Annotated in this window: 16 protein-coding genes; all 16 read left to right on the forward strand. The window is 45.5% G+C overall.

All coding sequences use genetic code 11. The annotated features are described in order from the left end of the window. The first annotated feature begins 87 nt into the window (after positions 1-87). Complete coding sequence (locus GPK58_RS11885) at positions 88-408, forward strand: PadR family transcriptional regulator (protein ID WP_015526294.1); 321 nt, start codon at positions 88-90, stop codon at positions 406-408. Next, the gene (locus GPK58_RS11890) at positions 405-1,118 is read left to right on the forward strand and encodes a DUF1700 domain-containing protein (protein ID WP_215638697.1); all 714 of its coding nucleotides are present in this window, start codon (positions 405-407) and stop codon (positions 1,116-1,118) included. Before GPK58_RS11885 ends, GPK58_RS11890 begins: the two co-directional genes overlap by 4 nt. Further along, positions 1,111-2,121, forward strand: coding sequence for a DUF4097 family beta strand repeat-containing protein (locus GPK58_RS11895; protein ID WP_021652479.1), 1,011 nt, complete (start codon positions 1,111-1,113; stop codon positions 2,119-2,121). Before GPK58_RS11890 ends, GPK58_RS11895 begins: the two co-directional genes overlap by 8 nt. Before the next feature lie 231 nt (positions 2,122-2,352). Then, complete coding sequence (cysK, locus tag GPK58_RS11900) at positions 2,353-3,285, forward strand: cysteine synthase A (protein ID WP_059086667.1); 933 nt, start codon at positions 2,353-2,355, stop codon at positions 3,283-3,285. Positions 3,286-3,738: 453 nt separating this feature from the next. Next, entirely contained in the window at positions 3,739-4,173 is a 435-nt protein-coding gene (locus GPK58_RS11905) for an RrF2 family transcriptional regulator (RefSeq protein WP_015526289.1), read from the forward strand. A gap of 155 nt (positions 4,174-4,328) precedes the next feature. After that, positions 4,329-5,192: a substrate-binding domain-containing protein gene (locus GPK58_RS11910; protein WP_021652475.1), complete on the forward strand. Its 864-nt coding sequence runs from the start codon at positions 4,329-4,331 to the stop codon at positions 5,190-5,192. Positions 5,193-5,315: 123 nt separating this feature from the next. Next, entirely contained in the window at positions 5,316-6,173 is an 858-nt protein-coding gene (pstC, locus tag GPK58_RS11915; protein WP_021652474.1) for a phosphate ABC transporter permease subunit PstC, read from the forward strand. Then, a complete protein-coding gene (pstA, locus tag GPK58_RS11920; protein WP_215638698.1) occupies positions 6,163-7,077 on the forward strand; it encodes a phosphate ABC transporter permease PstA in 915 nt (304 codons plus the stop codon). Before pstC ends, pstA begins: the two co-directional genes overlap by 11 nt. Before the next feature lie 9 nt (positions 7,078-7,086). Further along, positions 7,087-7,845: a phosphate ABC transporter ATP-binding protein PstB gene (gene pstB, locus GPK58_RS11925; RefSeq protein WP_015526284.1), complete on the forward strand. Its 759-nt coding sequence runs from the start codon at positions 7,087-7,089 to the stop codon at positions 7,843-7,845. A 4-nt stretch (positions 7,846-7,849) separates the two neighbouring features. Then, on the forward strand, positions 7,850-8,533 hold the full coding sequence (gene phoU / locus GPK58_RS11930) for a phosphate signaling complex protein PhoU (protein ID WP_059086668.1): 684 nt from the start codon (positions 7,850-7,852) through the stop codon (positions 8,531-8,533). A 186-nt stretch (positions 8,534-8,719) separates the two neighbouring features. Further along, positions 8,720-10,402 carry a sensor histidine kinase gene (locus GPK58_RS11935; RefSeq protein ID WP_330627255.1) on the forward strand — a complete coding sequence of 561 codons (1,683 nt, stop codon included), beginning with the start codon at positions 8,720-8,722 and terminating at the stop codon, positions 10,400-10,402. A gap of 262 nt (positions 10,403-10,664) precedes the next feature. Continuing rightward, positions 10,665-11,993 carry a hemolysin family protein gene (locus tag GPK58_RS11940; protein WP_227588962.1) on the forward strand — a complete coding sequence of 443 codons (1,329 nt, stop codon included), beginning with the start codon at positions 10,665-10,667 and terminating at the stop codon, positions 11,991-11,993. 155 nt (positions 11,994-12,148) lie between these two features. Then, on the forward strand, positions 12,149-12,700 hold the full coding sequence (locus GPK58_RS11945; RefSeq protein WP_215638699.1) for a TetR/AcrR family transcriptional regulator: 552 nt from the start codon (positions 12,149-12,151) through the stop codon (positions 12,698-12,700). A 209-nt stretch (positions 12,701-12,909) separates the two neighbouring features. Next, complete coding sequence (locus GPK58_RS11950; protein WP_129975573.1) at positions 12,910-13,464, forward strand: HdeD family acid-resistance protein; 555 nt, start codon at positions 12,910-12,912, stop codon at positions 13,462-13,464. Between the two features lie 56 nt (positions 13,465-13,520). Beyond that, a complete protein-coding gene (locus tag GPK58_RS11955; protein ID WP_021652466.1) occupies positions 13,521-14,897 on the forward strand; it encodes a radical SAM protein in 1,377 nt (458 codons plus the stop codon). Between the two features lie 206 nt (positions 14,898-15,103). Then, positions 15,104-16,552: a uracil-xanthine permease family protein gene (locus GPK58_RS11960; RefSeq protein ID WP_022426900.1), complete on the forward strand. Its 1,449-nt coding sequence runs from the start codon at positions 15,104-15,106 to the stop codon at positions 16,550-16,552. Positions 16,553-16,799: the final 247 nt, after the last annotated feature.

The raw sequence follows: 16,799 nt of genomic DNA on the forward strand, positions 1-16,799 counted from the left end.
CAACAGGAAAAAGTGTGGTACTATATATGTAAAATAATTATATATAAAAATTTTATATATAAAATAATTATATAAAGAGGTGTGCCTATGTATTATTATCCGGTGTCTGCAGTGCTGACGGAATGCCTGATCCTTTCTGTTGTAGAGCAGCAGGATTCTTACGGATATGAGATCAGCCAGACAGTGAAGATGGTAGCTTCTATCAAGGAATCCACATTGTATCCGATCCTTCGCAGACTGGAGACGGATGGTTATCTGACAACTTATTCAGAGGAATTTCAGGGACGGAAACGTAAATATTATTCCATCACAGAAGACGGACGGAAGCAGCTGGAATATTTGAGGAAAGAGTGGAGAGAATACCGCGATACTATAGACGATATTGTGGAAGGGAGACTTCGAAAATGACAAGAAAAGAGTATATGGAGCAGCTGAAGAAATATCTGAAGCGGCTTCCAAAAGAAGATTATGACAATGCCATTGAGTATTTTTCGGAATACTTCGATGAGGCTGGACCTGAGAATGAACAGCAGGTTATGGAAGAACTGGGACAGCCTAAAGAGGCGGCAAGGGAACTGCTTCTGAACCTTTTACAGGAGAGTGTTGGTGACAGTAAAGACATCACCGGGGAAAAAACAGCAGCTTTGCCGGCAGCAGGTTCATATTACGGAGAGAGCTCCCATGCACATAGCCGGACAGATTCAGGAAACCTGAGGACAACAGGGTACAGTACATCCGCAGGAAAGAAGCGTTCCCCCGGAAAGATCATTCTTCTCGCATTTCTGGTGATCTGTGCATCGCCGGTGAGCATTGCGCTGCTGTTTGCAGGCCTTGCAGTACTGGCAGCAGTGGTGATTGTCATCGCAGCAGTGATCTTTTCCATGGCAGTTACAGGTGTATCAGCAATTGCCGGAGGTATCGTGCTCACAGGTTTCGGCATGACATTGATCGCAAGATCTCTGGCAGCAGCCTGCATGATGGTCGGCAGTGGATTTCTGATGGCAGGTGCGGGAATCCTCGTTGGAGTACTTACCATATATATATGTAAATGGTGTGCAATGGGAATCGGCCGTCTGGTTAACAGACTTGCAAGAAAGAAGGTGCATAAAAATGAATAAGATTGCAAAAACAGTGCTGATGACAGGTACAGCACTCTGTGTAGCGGGAGTTGTTCTTTCCACAGCAGGATATTTTGCAGGGGGAAAAGATTTCACATATACTTCAGATCATATGTATGTATCCGGAGGAAATTCTTCCAGTCGTAAAAATCTTACAGTAATGAAAAAAGAACAGATTGATGATTTTACGAAGCTGAATGTGGATTTTGAGGATTTTGATCTGGATATCCGTACCTCAGATGATGACCATTATTATATGGAATATAAGCTTGAGAAAAACGGGAGGAAAAATCCTCTGACCTGGAAGGATAAGGATGGAGAGCTCACGCTTGAGGAGCCTGCAGGCGGCAGTGGAAGTTATTATATAACCTATGATCTGGGGATATTCTCTACACATGCGGATCTGACAGAAAAGAAAGATGCATTGAATACGGTGGTTCTTTATATTCCGGAGAAGGCACAGCTTTCCGAAGCGGAGCTTCAGCTTTCCGACGGGGATCTTGCTGCCGATCAGCTTTTGTGTAAAGAAATGACCTTGGAACTTCTCAGTGGAGATCTGATGCTGGATAAGGGCGAGTTCGAAAAGTTTGATGCAAAGCTTTCCGACGGGGATCTGAATGTAAAAGAACTTCAATGTACAGATAACATGCAGCTGAAATCCGGAAACGGAGATGTGACCATAAAAAAGGCAGAGCTTGCAGATGGGCAGATAGCTCTCAGCGACGGAGATATTCAGATAGACAACAGCAGCTTTAACGGAGATATGAAGATCAATAGCTCCTGCGGTGATGTTTCTGTAGAAATGAAGAACGGCAGTGCAGAGAAAACCAATATTTATCTGAAAACTGCAGACGGAGATGTGGACACGGAGGGGCTTTCCAGGGGAAAAACCGACAATGAGGAAGACACCTCTGTTTATGAGAACAAGGCCGGTGCTTCAGCACCGACTTTAAATGTGGAATGCAGCGATGGGGATATTACATTAACAGAATCTGAAAAATAAAGAATATGAATATCCGCCTGACTATGCATCTGCTTGTAAAAATCCTAAAAAAGAATAAATGAAATTATATGAAGCGCAGGGGTTTTTCCGGAGAAAAATTCCTGCGTTTTTTTGGCTGAAATATATTGACAAATCCCTGTACTATGATATAATTCAATCAAATCACAGAAAACATATATAGTTACTAGGAAATAAGGAAATGGACATAAAGGAAATAAGGAGGATATCATCATGGGTAAAATTTACGGAAGCGCACTGGAACTGATCGGAAACACACCGCTTGTAGAGGTTAAGAACGTAGAGAAGTCTGAGGGACTTGAGGCTACAGTACTTGCCAAGCTTGAGTATTTTAACCCGGCAGGAAGCGTTAAGGACAGAATCGGTAAGGCAATGATCGAGGATGCAGAGCAGAAAGGCGTTCTGAAACCAGGCGCAACCATTATTGAGCCAACATCCGGCAATACAGGAATCGGACTTGCAGCCATCGCAGCTGCCAAGGGCTATAAGACGATCCTCACCATGCCGGAGACCATGAGTGTGGAGAGAAGAAACATCCTGAAGGCATATGGTGCAGAGGTAGTTCTCACAGACGGAGCCAAGGGAATGAAGGGTGCCATTGCCAAGGCAGAAGAGCTCGCCAAGGAGATTCCGGGAAGCTTCATCCCGGGACAGTTTGAGAACCCGGCTAACCCGAAGGCACATGCAGCAACAACAGGTCCTGAGATCTGGAAGGACACAGACGGAAAGGTAGATATCTTCGTAGCAGGTGTCGGCACAGGCGGAACGATCACCGGTACAGGTGAGTACCTGAAGAGCCAGAACCCGAATGTGAAGGTAGTTGCTGTTGAGCCTGCAACTTCTCCTGTACTTTCTGAGGGAAAAGCAGGCCCGCATAAGATCCAGGGTATCGGCGCAGGTTTTGTTCCGGACACACTTGACACCAAGGTTTATGACGAGATCATTCCGGTAGAGAACGAGGATGCATTTGAAACATCCAAACTCCTTACCAAGAAAGAGGGAATCCTTACAGGAATTTCCTCCGGTGCAGCTCTCTATGCTGCGATCCAGCTTGCAAAACGCCCGGAGAACAAGGGGAAAGTGATCGTAGCACTTCTTCCGGACAGTGGAGACCGTTACTACTCCACACCACTGTTTACAAAATAATCGATCCGAAGACCGCTTCTTTTGCCCCGAAGCGTGATTCTGCGGGATTATTTACGGCGCTCCTGAATGCCTGTCCAAGCAGGCTGCCGGAGCGCCGGTTTTATTCTTGATTTCATTGAATTAAGTAAGCACTCTGTGGGGCTGTGGTTACTGTTCACTGGTAAGGTCCCGCGAAAAGCAATAAGCAGTGTGTGTGGACTTGCTTGTATCTTGTAGCTTTTTCAGGTATAATAGAGAAAACAAACAAAACCTATTAACAATATAAAGAATAAAGTCTGCAAAGCAGATTCTGCTTCCTATGAAAGAAGATACAGGAAGCTGCCTGTGCATCACAGAGAAGGGTGCCGGTTATGGAATACAGAGGAATATTTCCGGCTGAACAGCTACACAATAACAGAAAGAGCAAAAGGCTATAAATCAGAAGAATACTGAAATATTGGAGGTAAATATTACATGAGGATTTCTACAAGAGGAAGATATGCGCTGAGACTGATGTTGGATCTTGCTACAAATTATACAGGAAAACCGATCCGCCTGAAGGATGTGGCGAAGCGCCAGGAGATCTCCGATAAATATCTGGAGCAGATCATCTCCATTCTGAACAAAGCAGGCTTTGTCCGCAGTGTCCGTGGCCCTCAGGGTGGCTATGCACTGCAGCAGACTCCGGATAAATACACCATCGGAATGATCCTCCGCCTCACAGAAGGAAGCCTTTCCCCTGTGGAATGTCTGGACGACAACGGAGCTATCTGTGACCGTGAGGAGAACTGCGTCACCCAGATCCTCTGGAAAAAGCTGGACGACGCCATCAAAGGTGTGGTAGATCATATAACATTAGAAGACCTGATGAACTGGCAAGCCGTGAAGGCGGACGAATATATCATATAAAAAAAGCTGCGCAAGCAGCTTTTTTTTATATCACATTTTTTTACTAACATTTTACAAAACCGCGATTTTATATTTTACCTTCCATTCCTATAATAACACCTGTATTTAAGCAGTAAGCAAGTAAAAATGATCATAGAAATGAGGAGAAAAAAATCATGAAAAAAAGAATCGCAGGTATCTTAACAGCAGCACTTATCGGAACTACAGTAATGGGAACCGTTGTAATGGCAGCACCATCCGGAGCGATCGACGTAATTTCCCGTGAGGACGGATCCGGAACACGTGGAGCATTCGTAGAGCTGTTTGGGATCGAAGAAGAAAAAGACGGCGAGAAAGTAGATATGACAACACAGGAAGCAAGCATCACAAACAACACAGATGTAATGCTTACCACAGTAGCAGGCGATGAGAACTCTATCGGATACGTATCCCTTGGTTCCCTCAACGATACAGTAAAAGCAGTAAAGATCGACGGAGCAGAGGCAACAGCAGAGAACGTTGCAGATGATACATACAAGGTAGCACGTCCGTTCAACATCGTAACAGGCGACAAGCTCAGCGATGCAGCACAGGATTTTATCAACTACATCATGAGCTCTGACGGACAGGACATCATCGAAAAAGAAGGCTACATCAAAGTAGATGAAAAAGCAGAGGCATACAAAGCCGGAGATGCAAAAGGCAAAGTCGTAGTTATGGGATCTTCTTCCGTAGGACCTGTAATGGAGAAGCTTGCAGAGGCATATCAGAAAACAAACAAAAACATCACAGTAGAAGTTCAGGTCAGCGACTCCACAACAGGAATCAATAGCGCAACAGAGGGTGTATGTGATATCGGAATGGCATCCCGTGAGCTGAAGGACGAGGAAACAGAGAAAGGTGTTAAAGCTACAGAGATCGCAAAAGATGGTATCGCAGTCATCGTAAATAACGACAATGACCTTGAGGAGCTTTCAAGTGACCAGGTAAAATCCATCTTCACAGGTGATATCACAGACTGGGAAGACGTGACCAAATAAATTCCCAGGTAAAAAACGATTGAAGTATCTTACAAAGAGCGGCGATCATGACAAGGTCAGGAAAGCCGCTCCGTTATATATCAGCACAGTGGATATCCACTGGAACAGAGAGAAAGGTGTCTTATGAATCATTTAGGAGAAAAGGCCATGAAGGTCGTTTTTCTCATTGCGGCCTGTGCATCGGTTCTTGCAGTATTTCTTATTTGTGTGTTCCTTTTTGCAAACGGCCTTCCTGCAATGGGAAAGATCGGTCCCTTAAAATTCCTCTTCGGAACAGAATGGAGACCAACAAACGATAAATTCGGAATCCTGCCAATGATCGTGGCAAGTATTTATGTAACTGCAGGAGCAATCCTTATCGGAGTTCCGATCGCACTTTTTACATCCGTATTTATGGCAAGATATTGCCCGAAAAAAATCTATAAACCACTGAAATCCGGTATTGAGCTTATGGCAGGCGTTCCATCCATCGTATATGGCTATTTTGGTCTGGTTCTCCTGGTACCGCTGATCCGCCAGCTGTTCGGAGGAACCGGAAGCAGTATGCTGGCAGCATGTATCCTTCTGGGAATCATGATCCTTCCGACGATCATCGGAGTTACGGAATCGGCAGTACGAAGCGTTCCGGAAAGCTATTATGAAGGTTCACTTGCACTTGGCGCAACAAAAGAAAGAAGCATTTTCTTTGTTATGCTTCCGGCAGCAAAGTCAGGAATCCTGGCAGGCGTTGTCCTTGGGATCGGACGTGCCATCGGTGAGACCATGGCCGTGATCATGGTAGCTGGAAACCAGCCACGTATGCCGAAGGGACTTCTTCAGGGTGTCCGTACCATGACTGCAAACATCGTAACAGAGATGGGATATGCATCAGGACTTCACAGAGAAGCACTGATCGCAACAGGAGTTGTACTCTTTGTATTTATCCTGATCATCAACTTAAGTCTTTCACTGCTGAACAGGAGGGCGGAGTATGCAAACTAACGTATCTGTAGCCGCAGATCCTGCGGCAGAAGTAAACATGAAAAAAAGAAATACACTTACCATAGGAGACCAGCTGAAGTCCTATGCGAAACATCCCGGTGCAGGAGTCCTGGCATTTCTCACACTGCTGGGAGCAGTGATCACTTTTGCACTGCTGTTCTTCCTGATCGGCTATGTGCTTGTAAAAGGTATTCCCTATCTGAATGCAAGTCTGTTCAGCCTTACCTATACCTCAGAGAACGTTTCCCTTCTCCCGTCACTGATCAATACCCTGATCATGACACTGGTATCTCTGGCGATTGCCGCTCCGGTAGGAATCTTTGCAGCGATCTTCCTTGTGGAATATGCAAAAAAAGGCAGCCGTTTTGTAAAGCTGATCCGTATTACCGCAGAGACACTTTCCGGTATTCCATCCATCGTATATGGTCTGTTCGGTATGCTGTTCTTTGTAACTGCATTGCACTGGGGCATGTCTCTTCTTTCCGGTGCCCTGACCATGGTGATCATGGTACTTCCCCTGATCATGCGTACCGCTGAGGAAGCACTGAAATCTGTTCCGGATTCTTACCGTGAGGCAAGCTTCGGACTTGGAGCAGGCAAGCTCCGTACTATTTTTACGATTGTACTTCCCTCCGCAGTTCCTGGAATCCTGGCAGGTGTGATCCTGGCCATCGGACGTGTGGTAGGTGAGACTGCAGCACTTCTTTATACCTCCGGTACTGTTGCGGCAGTTCCAAACAGCCTGATGGGTTCCGGACGTACCCTGGCACTTCACATGTATGTGCTTTCCAGTGAGGGACTTCATGTAAACCAGGCATCTGCAACAGCAGTAGTCATTCTGGCATTTGTACTTGTTATCAACGGACTGTCCGGTCTGGTAGCCAGAAAAATTGCGAAAGGATAATGATCGATCATGAGTGAAAATACAAAAATTTCAATTGACAATATGAATCTTCATTACGGAAGCTTTCATGCCCTGAAGGGAATCAATATGGAGATCCCGGAAAAGGAGATCACAGCATTTATCGGACCAAGCGGCTGCGGTAAATCCACACTTCTGAAATCTTTAAACCGTATGAATGACCTTGTGGAAGGCTGTACCATCACAGGAAAGGTAGAGCTTGACGGGGAAGATATTTACGGAGATATGGACGTGAATCTTCTGCGTAAACGTGTGGGTATGGTATTCCAGAAGCCCAATCCGTTCCCAATGAGCATCTATGATAATATTGCATACGGCCCGAGAACACACGGTATCCGTTCCAAGGCGAAGCTGGACGAGATCGTGGAAAAATCTCTCCGTGATGCGGCCATCTGGGATGAGGTCAAGGACCGTTTGAAAAAAAGTGCTCTTGGAATGTCAGGCGGACAGCAGCAGCGTCTCTGCATTGCCCGTGCCCTGGCAGTACAGCCGGAGGTGCTTCTTATGGATGAGCCCACATCTGCCCTGGACCCTATCTCCACTTCCAAGATCGAGGATCTGGCAGTAGAGCTTAAAAAGGATTACACCATTGTCATGGTCACACATAACATGCAGCAGGCAACCCGTATCTCCGACAAGACAGCATTTTTCCTTCTTGGTGAGGTTGTGGAATTTGCGGATACAGACAAGCTGTTCTCCATGCCGGCGGATAAGCGTACAGAGGATTATATTACAGGAAGGTTTGGTTGATATTATGTCAGAACGTTTTGTAAGACAGCTGGAAGAGCTTCACGTGGAACTGATCACCATGGGAAGTCTCTGCGAAAAAGCAATTTCACTTTCTGCCAAAGCTATTCAGGGTGAAGGCGGGATGACTCTCATTGGCAAGATCTTTGAGACGGAAAAAGAGATCGATGCACAGGAAAAAGAGATTGAAAATCTCTGCATGAAGCTTCTTCTTCATGAGCATCCGGTAGCCGGAGATCTGCGATCCATTTCCGCAGCGCTGAAGATGATCTCCGATATGGAACGCATCGGTGATCAGGCAGCAGATATTGCGGATCTGTCCAAGCATATCGAGGACAAAGCAGTTACCGGAGATATCATTAATATCCGGAAGATGGCAGAGGATACTGTCCGGATGGTTACAGAAAGCATCGATGCCTTTGTAAAGGGTGATCTTGAGCTTTGCAGAAAGGTTATTGACGATGATGATAAGGTGGACGATGCCTTCAATGATATTAAGGAAAAGCTGGCCGAGGTCCTGAATAACGGAAAGCCGGATGCAAACATCGGTCTGGATATCCTTATGGCTGCAAAATATTTCGAGCGTATCGGTGATCACGCTGTGAACATTGCAGAGTGGGTGGAATATTCCATCACAGGAAACCACAGAAGCGGTTCCAGTCATACAGATAACTATTTTGTTGAGGAATAGAAATAAGTAAGAGCAGATTGCAAAGAGTTGCATTATTGTAAAAAAGTGCTGTGGTATTGAAAGGATATCACAGCACTTTTTATAATGTGATGAAATTTACAAGGATTTAACTTTTTCCGGATAATTATTTTTACATTGCTTTTGTAAAATGCTATATAGATTTCGGAGAAAGGAAAGGGCTGAGCTTTGAGTAAAAAAATATTTAAGTATATCATGCTGGTTTCATCACTGATCACAGTACTGGGACTGGCATTTGTCGTGGGGATCCTTTATCACTATTTTCAGGGACAGCTGATGGGTGAGCTGAAGAAAGAAGCCGTGTATATTTCCAGAGGTGTGGAAAGTGCCGGGACAGATTATCTGAAGAAGCTGAATGATGAGGATTCCAGGATCACTTATGTGGATGAAAGTGGAAAAGTTATCTACGACAATGAGGCAAATGTGGAAAGCATGGATAATCACGGACATCGCAAGGAGATCCGTGAAGCAGAGATTAACGGAGAAGGTGCGGATGAAAGAATGTCATCCACGCTTTCCGAAAAAACAATGTATTATGCAGTACGCCTTGAAAATGGCAATGTGCTGAGAGTTTCCAGTAATCAGGCTTCTGTATGGATGCTGCTCCTGCAGCTGCTTCCGCCTTTTGCTGCAGTTCTGATACTTATGCTGCTCCTGTCCGGCGTATTTGCATCCAGGCTTTCCGGGAAGGTTGTGGAACCTCTTAATGGGCTTGATCTGGAGCATCCGGATGAGAATGATGCCTATGATGAGGTACAGCCGCTTCTCAGCAAGATCGGCAGACAGAGCCGGCAGATCCGTCTGCAGCTTGAGGCAGCCAGAAGACAGCAGAAAGAATTTTCTATTATCACGGAGAACATGCAGGAGGGACTTCTTGTGATCGACCGTTATACCATGGTACTTTCTGTCAACTCCAGTGTGGGAAAGCTTCTTAAGGTAAAGGAGACCAAAACAGGAGAAAGTGTATATCTTCTGAACCGCTCGGAGGAGTTTCGAGGTGTCGTTGGGCAGGTCCTTGAAGGAAAGCATGAGAACAAGATCCTTCGTCTGGATGGCAGTGAGATTCAGGTGATCGCCAATCCTGTCACAAGAGAAAATAAGACAGAGGGTGCGGTGATCCTTTTGGTGGATGTGACCGAAAAAGTAGAACGGGAACAGCTGCGAAGAGAATTTTCCGCAAATGTTTCTCATGAGCTGAAAACGCCGCTGACTTCCATTTCCGGATTTGCTGAGATCATGCAGGACGGATTTGTGAAGGATGAGGATGTGAAGGTTTTTGCAGGACGCATCTATAAGGAAGCGCAGAGACTGATCCGTCTGGTTGGGGATGTGATCCGGATCTCCCGTCTGGATGAGGGCGGATTGCCGTATCAGTGGGAAAAACTGGATCTTTACAGTCTGACTCATGATATTTTTTCTACCTTACATGAAGCTGCCGAAAAGCAGGAAGTGCATATGTATATGGAAGGCGGAAGTACAGTGCTGGATACAGTGCCGACGATCATGGAAGAGGTTCTCTATAATGTCTGCGATAATGCTGTCAAATATAACCGCCGGGGTGGAGAGGTCTTTGTGAGACTGAAGGATGGCGAGGATGCAGTTCGCGTGAATGTGCGGGATACAGGGATCGGTATTCCGAAGGAAGATCAGGAACGCATTTTTGAACGCTTTTATCGGGTGGACAAAAGCCATTCCAAGGAAATCGGCGGAACCGGCCTTGGCCTTTCCATTGTGAAGCACGGGGTAAAAACTCTGAACGGCAGGCTGTGGCTTAACAGTGAACCGGGACAGGGAACCGAGATCATTATGGAATTTCCGAAACATCATATGGAAAAGAAAGCAGCAGAGTGAACATAGGTCGTGCAGCGATGATGTTCATAGGCATGCAGCAGAGTGGAAGATGAAAGGCCGTTCTGTTGTATGTATCTGCTGCTTTTTATATCATAGTATATTGCTGGTTGGAGGTTGATGGTTTGACAGACCGGAAGGGTTATGCTATCTTATGTAATAATAATCAGAGTAAGCAACAGGAAAGCGGATGATAACGGTCCGCTTTCTGTATTATAATTGGTTCGGGATAATTCCGGACGACTATACTGAGGGGAATAAAAATATGATACAGGCAATTGTTTTACTGGTGTTCCTGATCTTTCTGAATTCTGTTTTCGCAGGTGCGGAAATGGCGGTTCTGTCCATGAATGAAGCGAAGATGAAGGAGCTGGCAGAAGAGGGAGATCACCGGGCGCAGATTTTGATAAAGCTTACAGAACAGCCGGCACATTTTATGACAGCGATCCGTGTAACGGTAACTACGGCAGGATTTCTGCAGAGCGCTTTTGCGGCAGAATATTTTGCACAGCCGATGACAGAGGCACTGATAAGGTCAGGGATAGATGTACCACAGAATGTTCTGAAGATCGTATGCATGATCATTGTGACCATACTGCTTTCCTATGTAAGTCTTCTGTTCGGAGAACTGGTGCCAAGACGTCTGGGAATGAAAAATCCGGATGAGCTGTCTCTGCGTCTGGCAGGACTTCTTAAGATCGCGATGATCGCAGTCTGGCCGGCTACTGCACTTCTGACAGTAACTGCCAATGGTGTGCTGTATCTGATGGGAATCAAACCGGAAGAAAAAGAGGAGCAGGCCACAGAGGAAGAGATCCGTATGCTGCTTACAGAGGGAAATGAACAGGGCAGCATCCAGCAGGAAGAAAGCGAGATGATCCAGAATGTTTTTGACCTGGATGATACTGCGGCAGATGAGATCTGTACACACAGAAGAGATGTGGTTGTCCTCTATATGGAAGACTCCGATGAGGAATGGGAACGGATCATCAGAGAGAACCGTCACACCTTTTATCCGGTATGCGGGGAAGATCAGGATGATATTATCCATATTCTGGACACCAGAGATTATTTCCGCCTGGATGACAGATCCAGAGAAGCTGTTCTGCAGCATGCCTGTTATTCACCGTTTTTTGTACCGGAATCCATGCGTGCCAACCTGATCTTCCGGGAAATGAGGGAAAAACGGGATTATTTTGCAGTAGTGCTGGATGAATATGGCTGCTTTGTAGGAATTGTCACTCTGCATGATCTTGTGGAGACGCTGGTGGGAGATATTGACGACAGGACAGATCTGCCGAAGCCGGATGATATTGAGAAGACAGGAGAACATATCTGGAAAATACAGGGAGGAGCGATCCTGGATGATGTGGCAGAGGTCATAAATGTGGAGCTTCCTGTAGAAAAATATGATACTTTCAGCGGCTTTGTCTGCGGAGTTCTGGAACGTGTACCGGAGGACGGAGAACAGTTCCGATGCAGCTGGAAAAACCTGGATATTGTGGTAAATCAGGTCAGAAACCATACCGTTGTGGAGGGAATCGTTCATGTTCAGCCAGAGAAAAAAGTGCAGGAACAGAAAGAAGAGATCTGACAAAACCTTGTTCAGCCAGGTCATGGGACAGTTATCGGGAGAAAGATCTCCGGGGATTTATGGACATTTTCGAACATGTTGTTGCTTGAAAGTATGTTATTTTTATGACATAATAAGGAAATAACCCGAGGAAAGCTTGTGATGGGGGAGAAAAAATGCCAGGTTTTACAAGACAGGTCATACTGCATACACTGACGGAACTTATGAACGAAAAACCATTGTCCAAGATCACGGTAAAGGACATCGTGGAACGCTGTGGAGTAAACAGGAATACATTTTACTACCATTTCAGGGATATTCCGGATGCAGTGGAAGCAATGGTAAAGGAAGAGCTGAATGACATTCTGAAGGATCAGAAAGTACCGGAATCAGTCAGCGACTGTATGGAAATCCTTGTCAACGCAGTTCAGAAGAACAAAAAAGCCATGCTACATCTGTACCGCTCGATCCAGAGGGATGTATTTGCCGATTATCTGGATCATGCCGCAGAGCGTGTGGTGGAGGAGCTGATCAACAGGGCGGTCGGAGATTTCGAAATGGATCAGGAAGATAGGCATCTTATAAGCCGGTATTATAAATGTGTATTTGTGGGAGTGATCCTGGACTGGTTACGGCATGATATGGATTATGATATCCTGTCAGATATGCATAAGCTGGAGTATATTTACGAGAAGAGCCTTGAGAGTCAGTACAAAAATCTGAAATAAAAGCTATGATCTCAACTAAATGAAGATTAAAAATATCCATTTAGTGTAGAACAGGAATGTCCTCGAATATTATTAAGGTATAGAAACGGTTAATTTTGAGCTGGTGTCTGAAATTTAGGCACTGGCTCTTTTTTGTCTGTTTTTTTAAACGACACAGGGATGTATAATTCAGTACAATAAATGAGAAAAAATTATCAAGGAGGGAACGTATGGATGACCTGAAACAGCTGAAGCTTGTAAAAAACATCTACATCGTCATGTCATTACTGTTCTGTGTGCTGGGTATTTTTCTGATGGCGAAGCCGAAAAGTTCTGTAAAAATGCTGTGCGTGCTCATGGGAATCATGCTGATCCTGTACGGAGCTATTAAGATCAGCGGATATTTCACGAGAGATGCTTTCTGTCTGGCATTTCAGTTTGATCTGGCTTTCGGGATCCTGCTGATGGCAGTGGGAGTGATCCTGATAGCCAGAAAAAATTTCGCAGTGGATCTTATTTTTTCCGTGTTCGGAATCCTGATCCTGGCAGATGCCCTGTTTAAGATCCAGATGTCTGTAGATGCGAAGAGATTCGGTCTGGCGTTGTGGTGGCAGATCCTGCTGATCGCACTGGTCACCGGAGTGATCGGAGTTCTGGTTTTTATCAGACCATTTGAAGCAGCAGCTATGATGATGGTGCTGGTAGGATTTTCCATTTTACTGGAAGGGATCCTCAATCTATGGGTCGGGATCCTGACGATCAAGATCATCAAGAGTCGGCTTTAAACATAAACATAAAAATAACCAATCACTTTAGATAATAACATAGGAGGAAATAGAGTATGGGAATCGTAGACAAAGCAAAACAGGCAGCGATCGCAGCTACCGTAACAAAAGCACTGGATTATCTTGAGAAGGATCCGGAGACAAACATACCGAAGATCATGGAAATGGTTGATAAAGTAACACCGGATGGCTGGTATGCAGGACAGAGAAATGCGATCCGTCACTCCATCGAGGCAAAGGACAACTGGTATCAGCTGATCCTTCGTATGTATCAGCTGGATGCCGGCGTACGCCAGACATTTTTCCGCAACTTTATTGTAAATGCCAGTCTTAAGGGAAGTGCAACGCAGGAAAAGGTATCAGAAGAGAATGACTGCAATGTACCGTGGGCAATTCTTCTTGATCCTACCAGCGCATGTAACCTTCATTGCACAGGATGCTGGGCAGCAGAGTATGGCCACAAGCTGAACCTGGATCTTGAGACCATCGATTCTATCGTAAAACAGGGTAAAGAACTGGGAACCTATATGTACATCTACACAGGCGGTGAGCCACTGGTCCGCAAAAAGGATCTCATTAAGATCTGTGAGATGAATCCGGACTGCGAGTTCCTTTCCTTCACAAACGGAACTCTTATTGACGAAGAATTTTGTCAGGAAATGCTCCGTGTGAAAAACTTCGTTCCGGCTATCAGCCTTGAGGGAACAGAGGCAACTACAGACGGACGTCGTGGTGATGGTGTATATCAGAAGGTTATGCACGCCATGGAGCTTCTGAAGAGCCACGGCCTTCCGTTCGGTGTTTCCACATGCTACACATCCGCAAACGTAGATGCAGTAAGCAGTGAGGAGTATTTTGATCATCTGATCGAGTGCGGAGCTTATTTTGCATGGTTCTTCCACTATATGCCGGTTGGAAATGATGCAGCAGCAGATCTCCTCCCCACACCGGAGCAGAGAATCAAAATGTATGACAGCGTCCGCAGATTCCGTGCCACAAAATCTCTCTTCACTATGGACTTCCAGAACGATGCAGAGTATGTAGGCGGATGTATCGCAGGTGGCCGTCGTTACCTCCATATCAATGCAAACGGGGATGTGGATCCTTGTGTATTCATTCATTTCTCCAATGCGAACATTAAAGAATGTACACTCCTTGAGGCGCTGAAGAGCCCGATCTTTATGGAGTATCACAAGGGTCAGCCGTTCAACAAAAACATGCTTCGTCCATGCCCGATGCTTGAAAATCCTGAGCTTCTCCGCAAGATGGTTGAACGTGCAGGAGCGAAATCTACAGATCTTCAGTCTCCGGAAACAGCGGAGCATCTCTGTGCAAAGTGTGATCACTATGCAGAGGTATGGAAAAAACAGGCCGATGAGCTCTGGAGTGAGAGCCAGGCAAAAAAAGCTGCAAAAAAATCAACAACTTGTTAATTAACACTTGATATAGATGTTGGGATACTGTATAATGAACCCGTTTTTCAGGAGTCTGAAATAACAGTTCAGATAAGAGTGTCGAAACAGAAGAGACACGATACGTGTACTGACAGATAACAGGGCGGTTATATTCAGCAGTGGGTATAACTGCCTTCTTTTTTATGTTATCGTCAGGACATAGGGAAAGAAAGGATGGATTCATTATGGAAAAACAGGAGAAAAACACAGCCAGCCCTTATGAGCTGGACGGACGCCCACCTCTTAAGGTGGCAATTCCCCTTGGACTGCAGCACGTGCTTGCCATGTTTGTGGGTAACCTTACCCCGCTTCTGATCATCACGGCAGCCTGCGGGATCGAAGCAGGAGGGGATCTTCAGGTTGCATTACTTCAGAATGCAATGCTGATCGCAGGAATTGTTACACTTGTACAGGTCTTTACGATCGGACCGGTCGGTGGCAAGCTTCCTATCGTTATGGGAACAAGTTCAGGCTTCATCGGCGTATGTCAGAGTGTTGCCGGAGTTATGGGAAATGGTGTCGTTGCCTATGGTTCGATCATGGCAGCCTGCTTTATCGGCGGTCTTTTTGAGACTGTTCTGGGAAGCTTTCTGAAGCCCTTGAGAAAATTTTTCCCATCTGTTGTAACAGGTACAGTTGTACTTTCAATCGGTCTTTCACTGATCGGTGTGGGAATCAGCTCTTTCGGTGGCGGAAGCTCCGCAAAGGATTACGGTTCTCTTGAAAACCTTTTTGTAGGCTTTGTAGTTCTGATCGTGATCATTGTACTGAAGCATGGAACAAAAGGCTTCACAAGCTTTTCTTCAATCCTCATCGGTATTATCGTGGGATACATTCTGGTAAGTATCATGGCTATGGTACTTCCTACAACATTTACATATGTAGATGACACAGGTGCTACTGTGGAGGCTACAAAGGCCTGGGTTCTCAACTGGGACAAGGTTGCTCAGGCAAAATGGTTTGCGGTACCGGCACTGATGCCTGTAAAATGGGTGTTTGACGCACGTGCGATCGTGCCGATCCTGATCATGTTTATTGTAACTGCAGTTGAAACAGTTGGTGATATTTCCGGAATCACAGAGGGTGGTCTTGGAAGAGAGGCTACAGACAAAGAGCTTTCCGGTGGTGTTATGTGTGACGGACTTGGATCTTCCTTCGCAGCACTGTTCGGTGTGCTTCCGAACACATCCTTCAGCCAGAACGTTGGTCTGGTTGCAATGAATAAGGTTGTAAACCGTTTCTGTATCGCTACAGGAGGAATCTTCCTGATCGCATGCGGACTGTTCCCGAAGCTTGCTGCACTGATCTCCATCATGCCGCAGAGTGTTCTTGGCGGCGCTGCTGTTATGATGTTCTCATCTATTGTTGTCAGCGGTATCCAGTTAATTACCAAGTGGCCGATCGGACCGAGAAATGTTACGATCGTTTCCGTAGCACTTGGTCTTGGTTATGGACTTGGCTCCAATACAGCGATCCTGGTGCATCTGCCACAGGCGATCAGCCTGATCTTCGGCGGTTCCGGTATTGTTCCGGCAGCGGTATTTGCGATTATTCTTAATATTGTTCTTCCGAAGGATGAGAAGAGTGAGATTGAGAGAGCTGAGGAGATGCTGGAGAAAGTTAAGAATAAATAAGAAAGTGTAAGAATAAAAAGAGTTTTTTTCTTTTTTGAGACTGTTGGACTTTATTGGTCTGACGGTCTCTTTTTTTTATAATTTTTTATTTTGGGGATAAAGGTTCGGCCTTTTGGAAGGCGGTAATTTGCGAGAAGGGGAAGCACTCGGAGTTGCGAAGGCCGTCTGCAATGCCATTTAGATAGAACATTTTGTAGATGATTCTTTATGTTACATTCTGTAATGTTTTGATATTTGGAGTGCTTTG

It is taken from the genome of Blautia sp. MCC270, assembly GCF_018785605.1.
Lineage (GTDB): Bacteria > Bacillota > Clostridia > Lachnospirales > Lachnospiraceae > Blautia_A > Blautia_A fusiformis.

Bases quoted from the DNA above. Each gene is read 5' to 3' on its own strand.
- GPK58_RS11885 (WP_015526294.1), top strand. From the start codon at position 88: ATGTATTATTATCCGGTGTCTGCAGTGCTGACGGAATGCCTGATCCTT.
- GPK58_RS11890 (WP_215638697.1), top strand. From the start codon at position 405: ATGACAAGAAAAGAGTATATGGAGCAGCTGAAGAAATATCTGAAGCGG.
- GPK58_RS11895 (WP_021652479.1), top strand. From the start codon at position 1,111: ATGAATAAGATTGCAAAAACAGTGCTGATGACAGGTACAGCACTCTGT.
- cysK (WP_059086667.1), top strand. From the start codon at position 2,353: ATGGGTAAAATTTACGGAAGCGCACTGGAACTGATCGGAAACACACCG.
- GPK58_RS11905 (WP_015526289.1), top strand. From the start codon at position 3,739: ATGAGGATTTCTACAAGAGGAAGATATGCGCTGAGACTGATGTTGGAT.
- GPK58_RS11910 (WP_021652475.1), top strand. From the start codon at position 4,329: ATGAAAAAAAGAATCGCAGGTATCTTAACAGCAGCACTTATCGGAACT.
- pstC (WP_021652474.1), top strand. From the start codon at position 5,316: ATGAATCATTTAGGAGAAAAGGCCATGAAGGTCGTTTTTCTCATTGCG.
- pstA (WP_215638698.1), top strand. From the start codon at position 6,163: ATGCAAACTAACGTATCTGTAGCCGCAGATCCTGCGGCAGAAGTAAAC.
- pstB (WP_015526284.1), top strand. From the start codon at position 7,087: ATGAGTGAAAATACAAAAATTTCAATTGACAATATGAATCTTCATTAC.
- phoU (WP_059086668.1), top strand. From the start codon at position 7,850: ATGTCAGAACGTTTTGTAAGACAGCTGGAAGAGCTTCACGTGGAACTG.
- GPK58_RS11940 (WP_227588962.1), top strand. From the start codon at position 10,665: ATGATACAGGCAATTGTTTTACTGGTGTTCCTGATCTTTCTGAATTCT.
- GPK58_RS11945 (WP_215638699.1), top strand. From the start codon at position 12,149: ATGCCAGGTTTTACAAGACAGGTCATACTGCATACACTGACGGAACTT.
- GPK58_RS11950 (WP_129975573.1), top strand. From the start codon at position 12,910: ATGGATGACCTGAAACAGCTGAAGCTTGTAAAAAACATCTACATCGTC.
- GPK58_RS11955 (WP_021652466.1), top strand. From the start codon at position 13,521: ATGGGAATCGTAGACAAAGCAAAACAGGCAGCGATCGCAGCTACCGTA.
- GPK58_RS11960 (WP_022426900.1), top strand. From the start codon at position 15,104: ATGGAAAAACAGGAGAAAAACACAGCCAGCCCTTATGAGCTGGACGGA.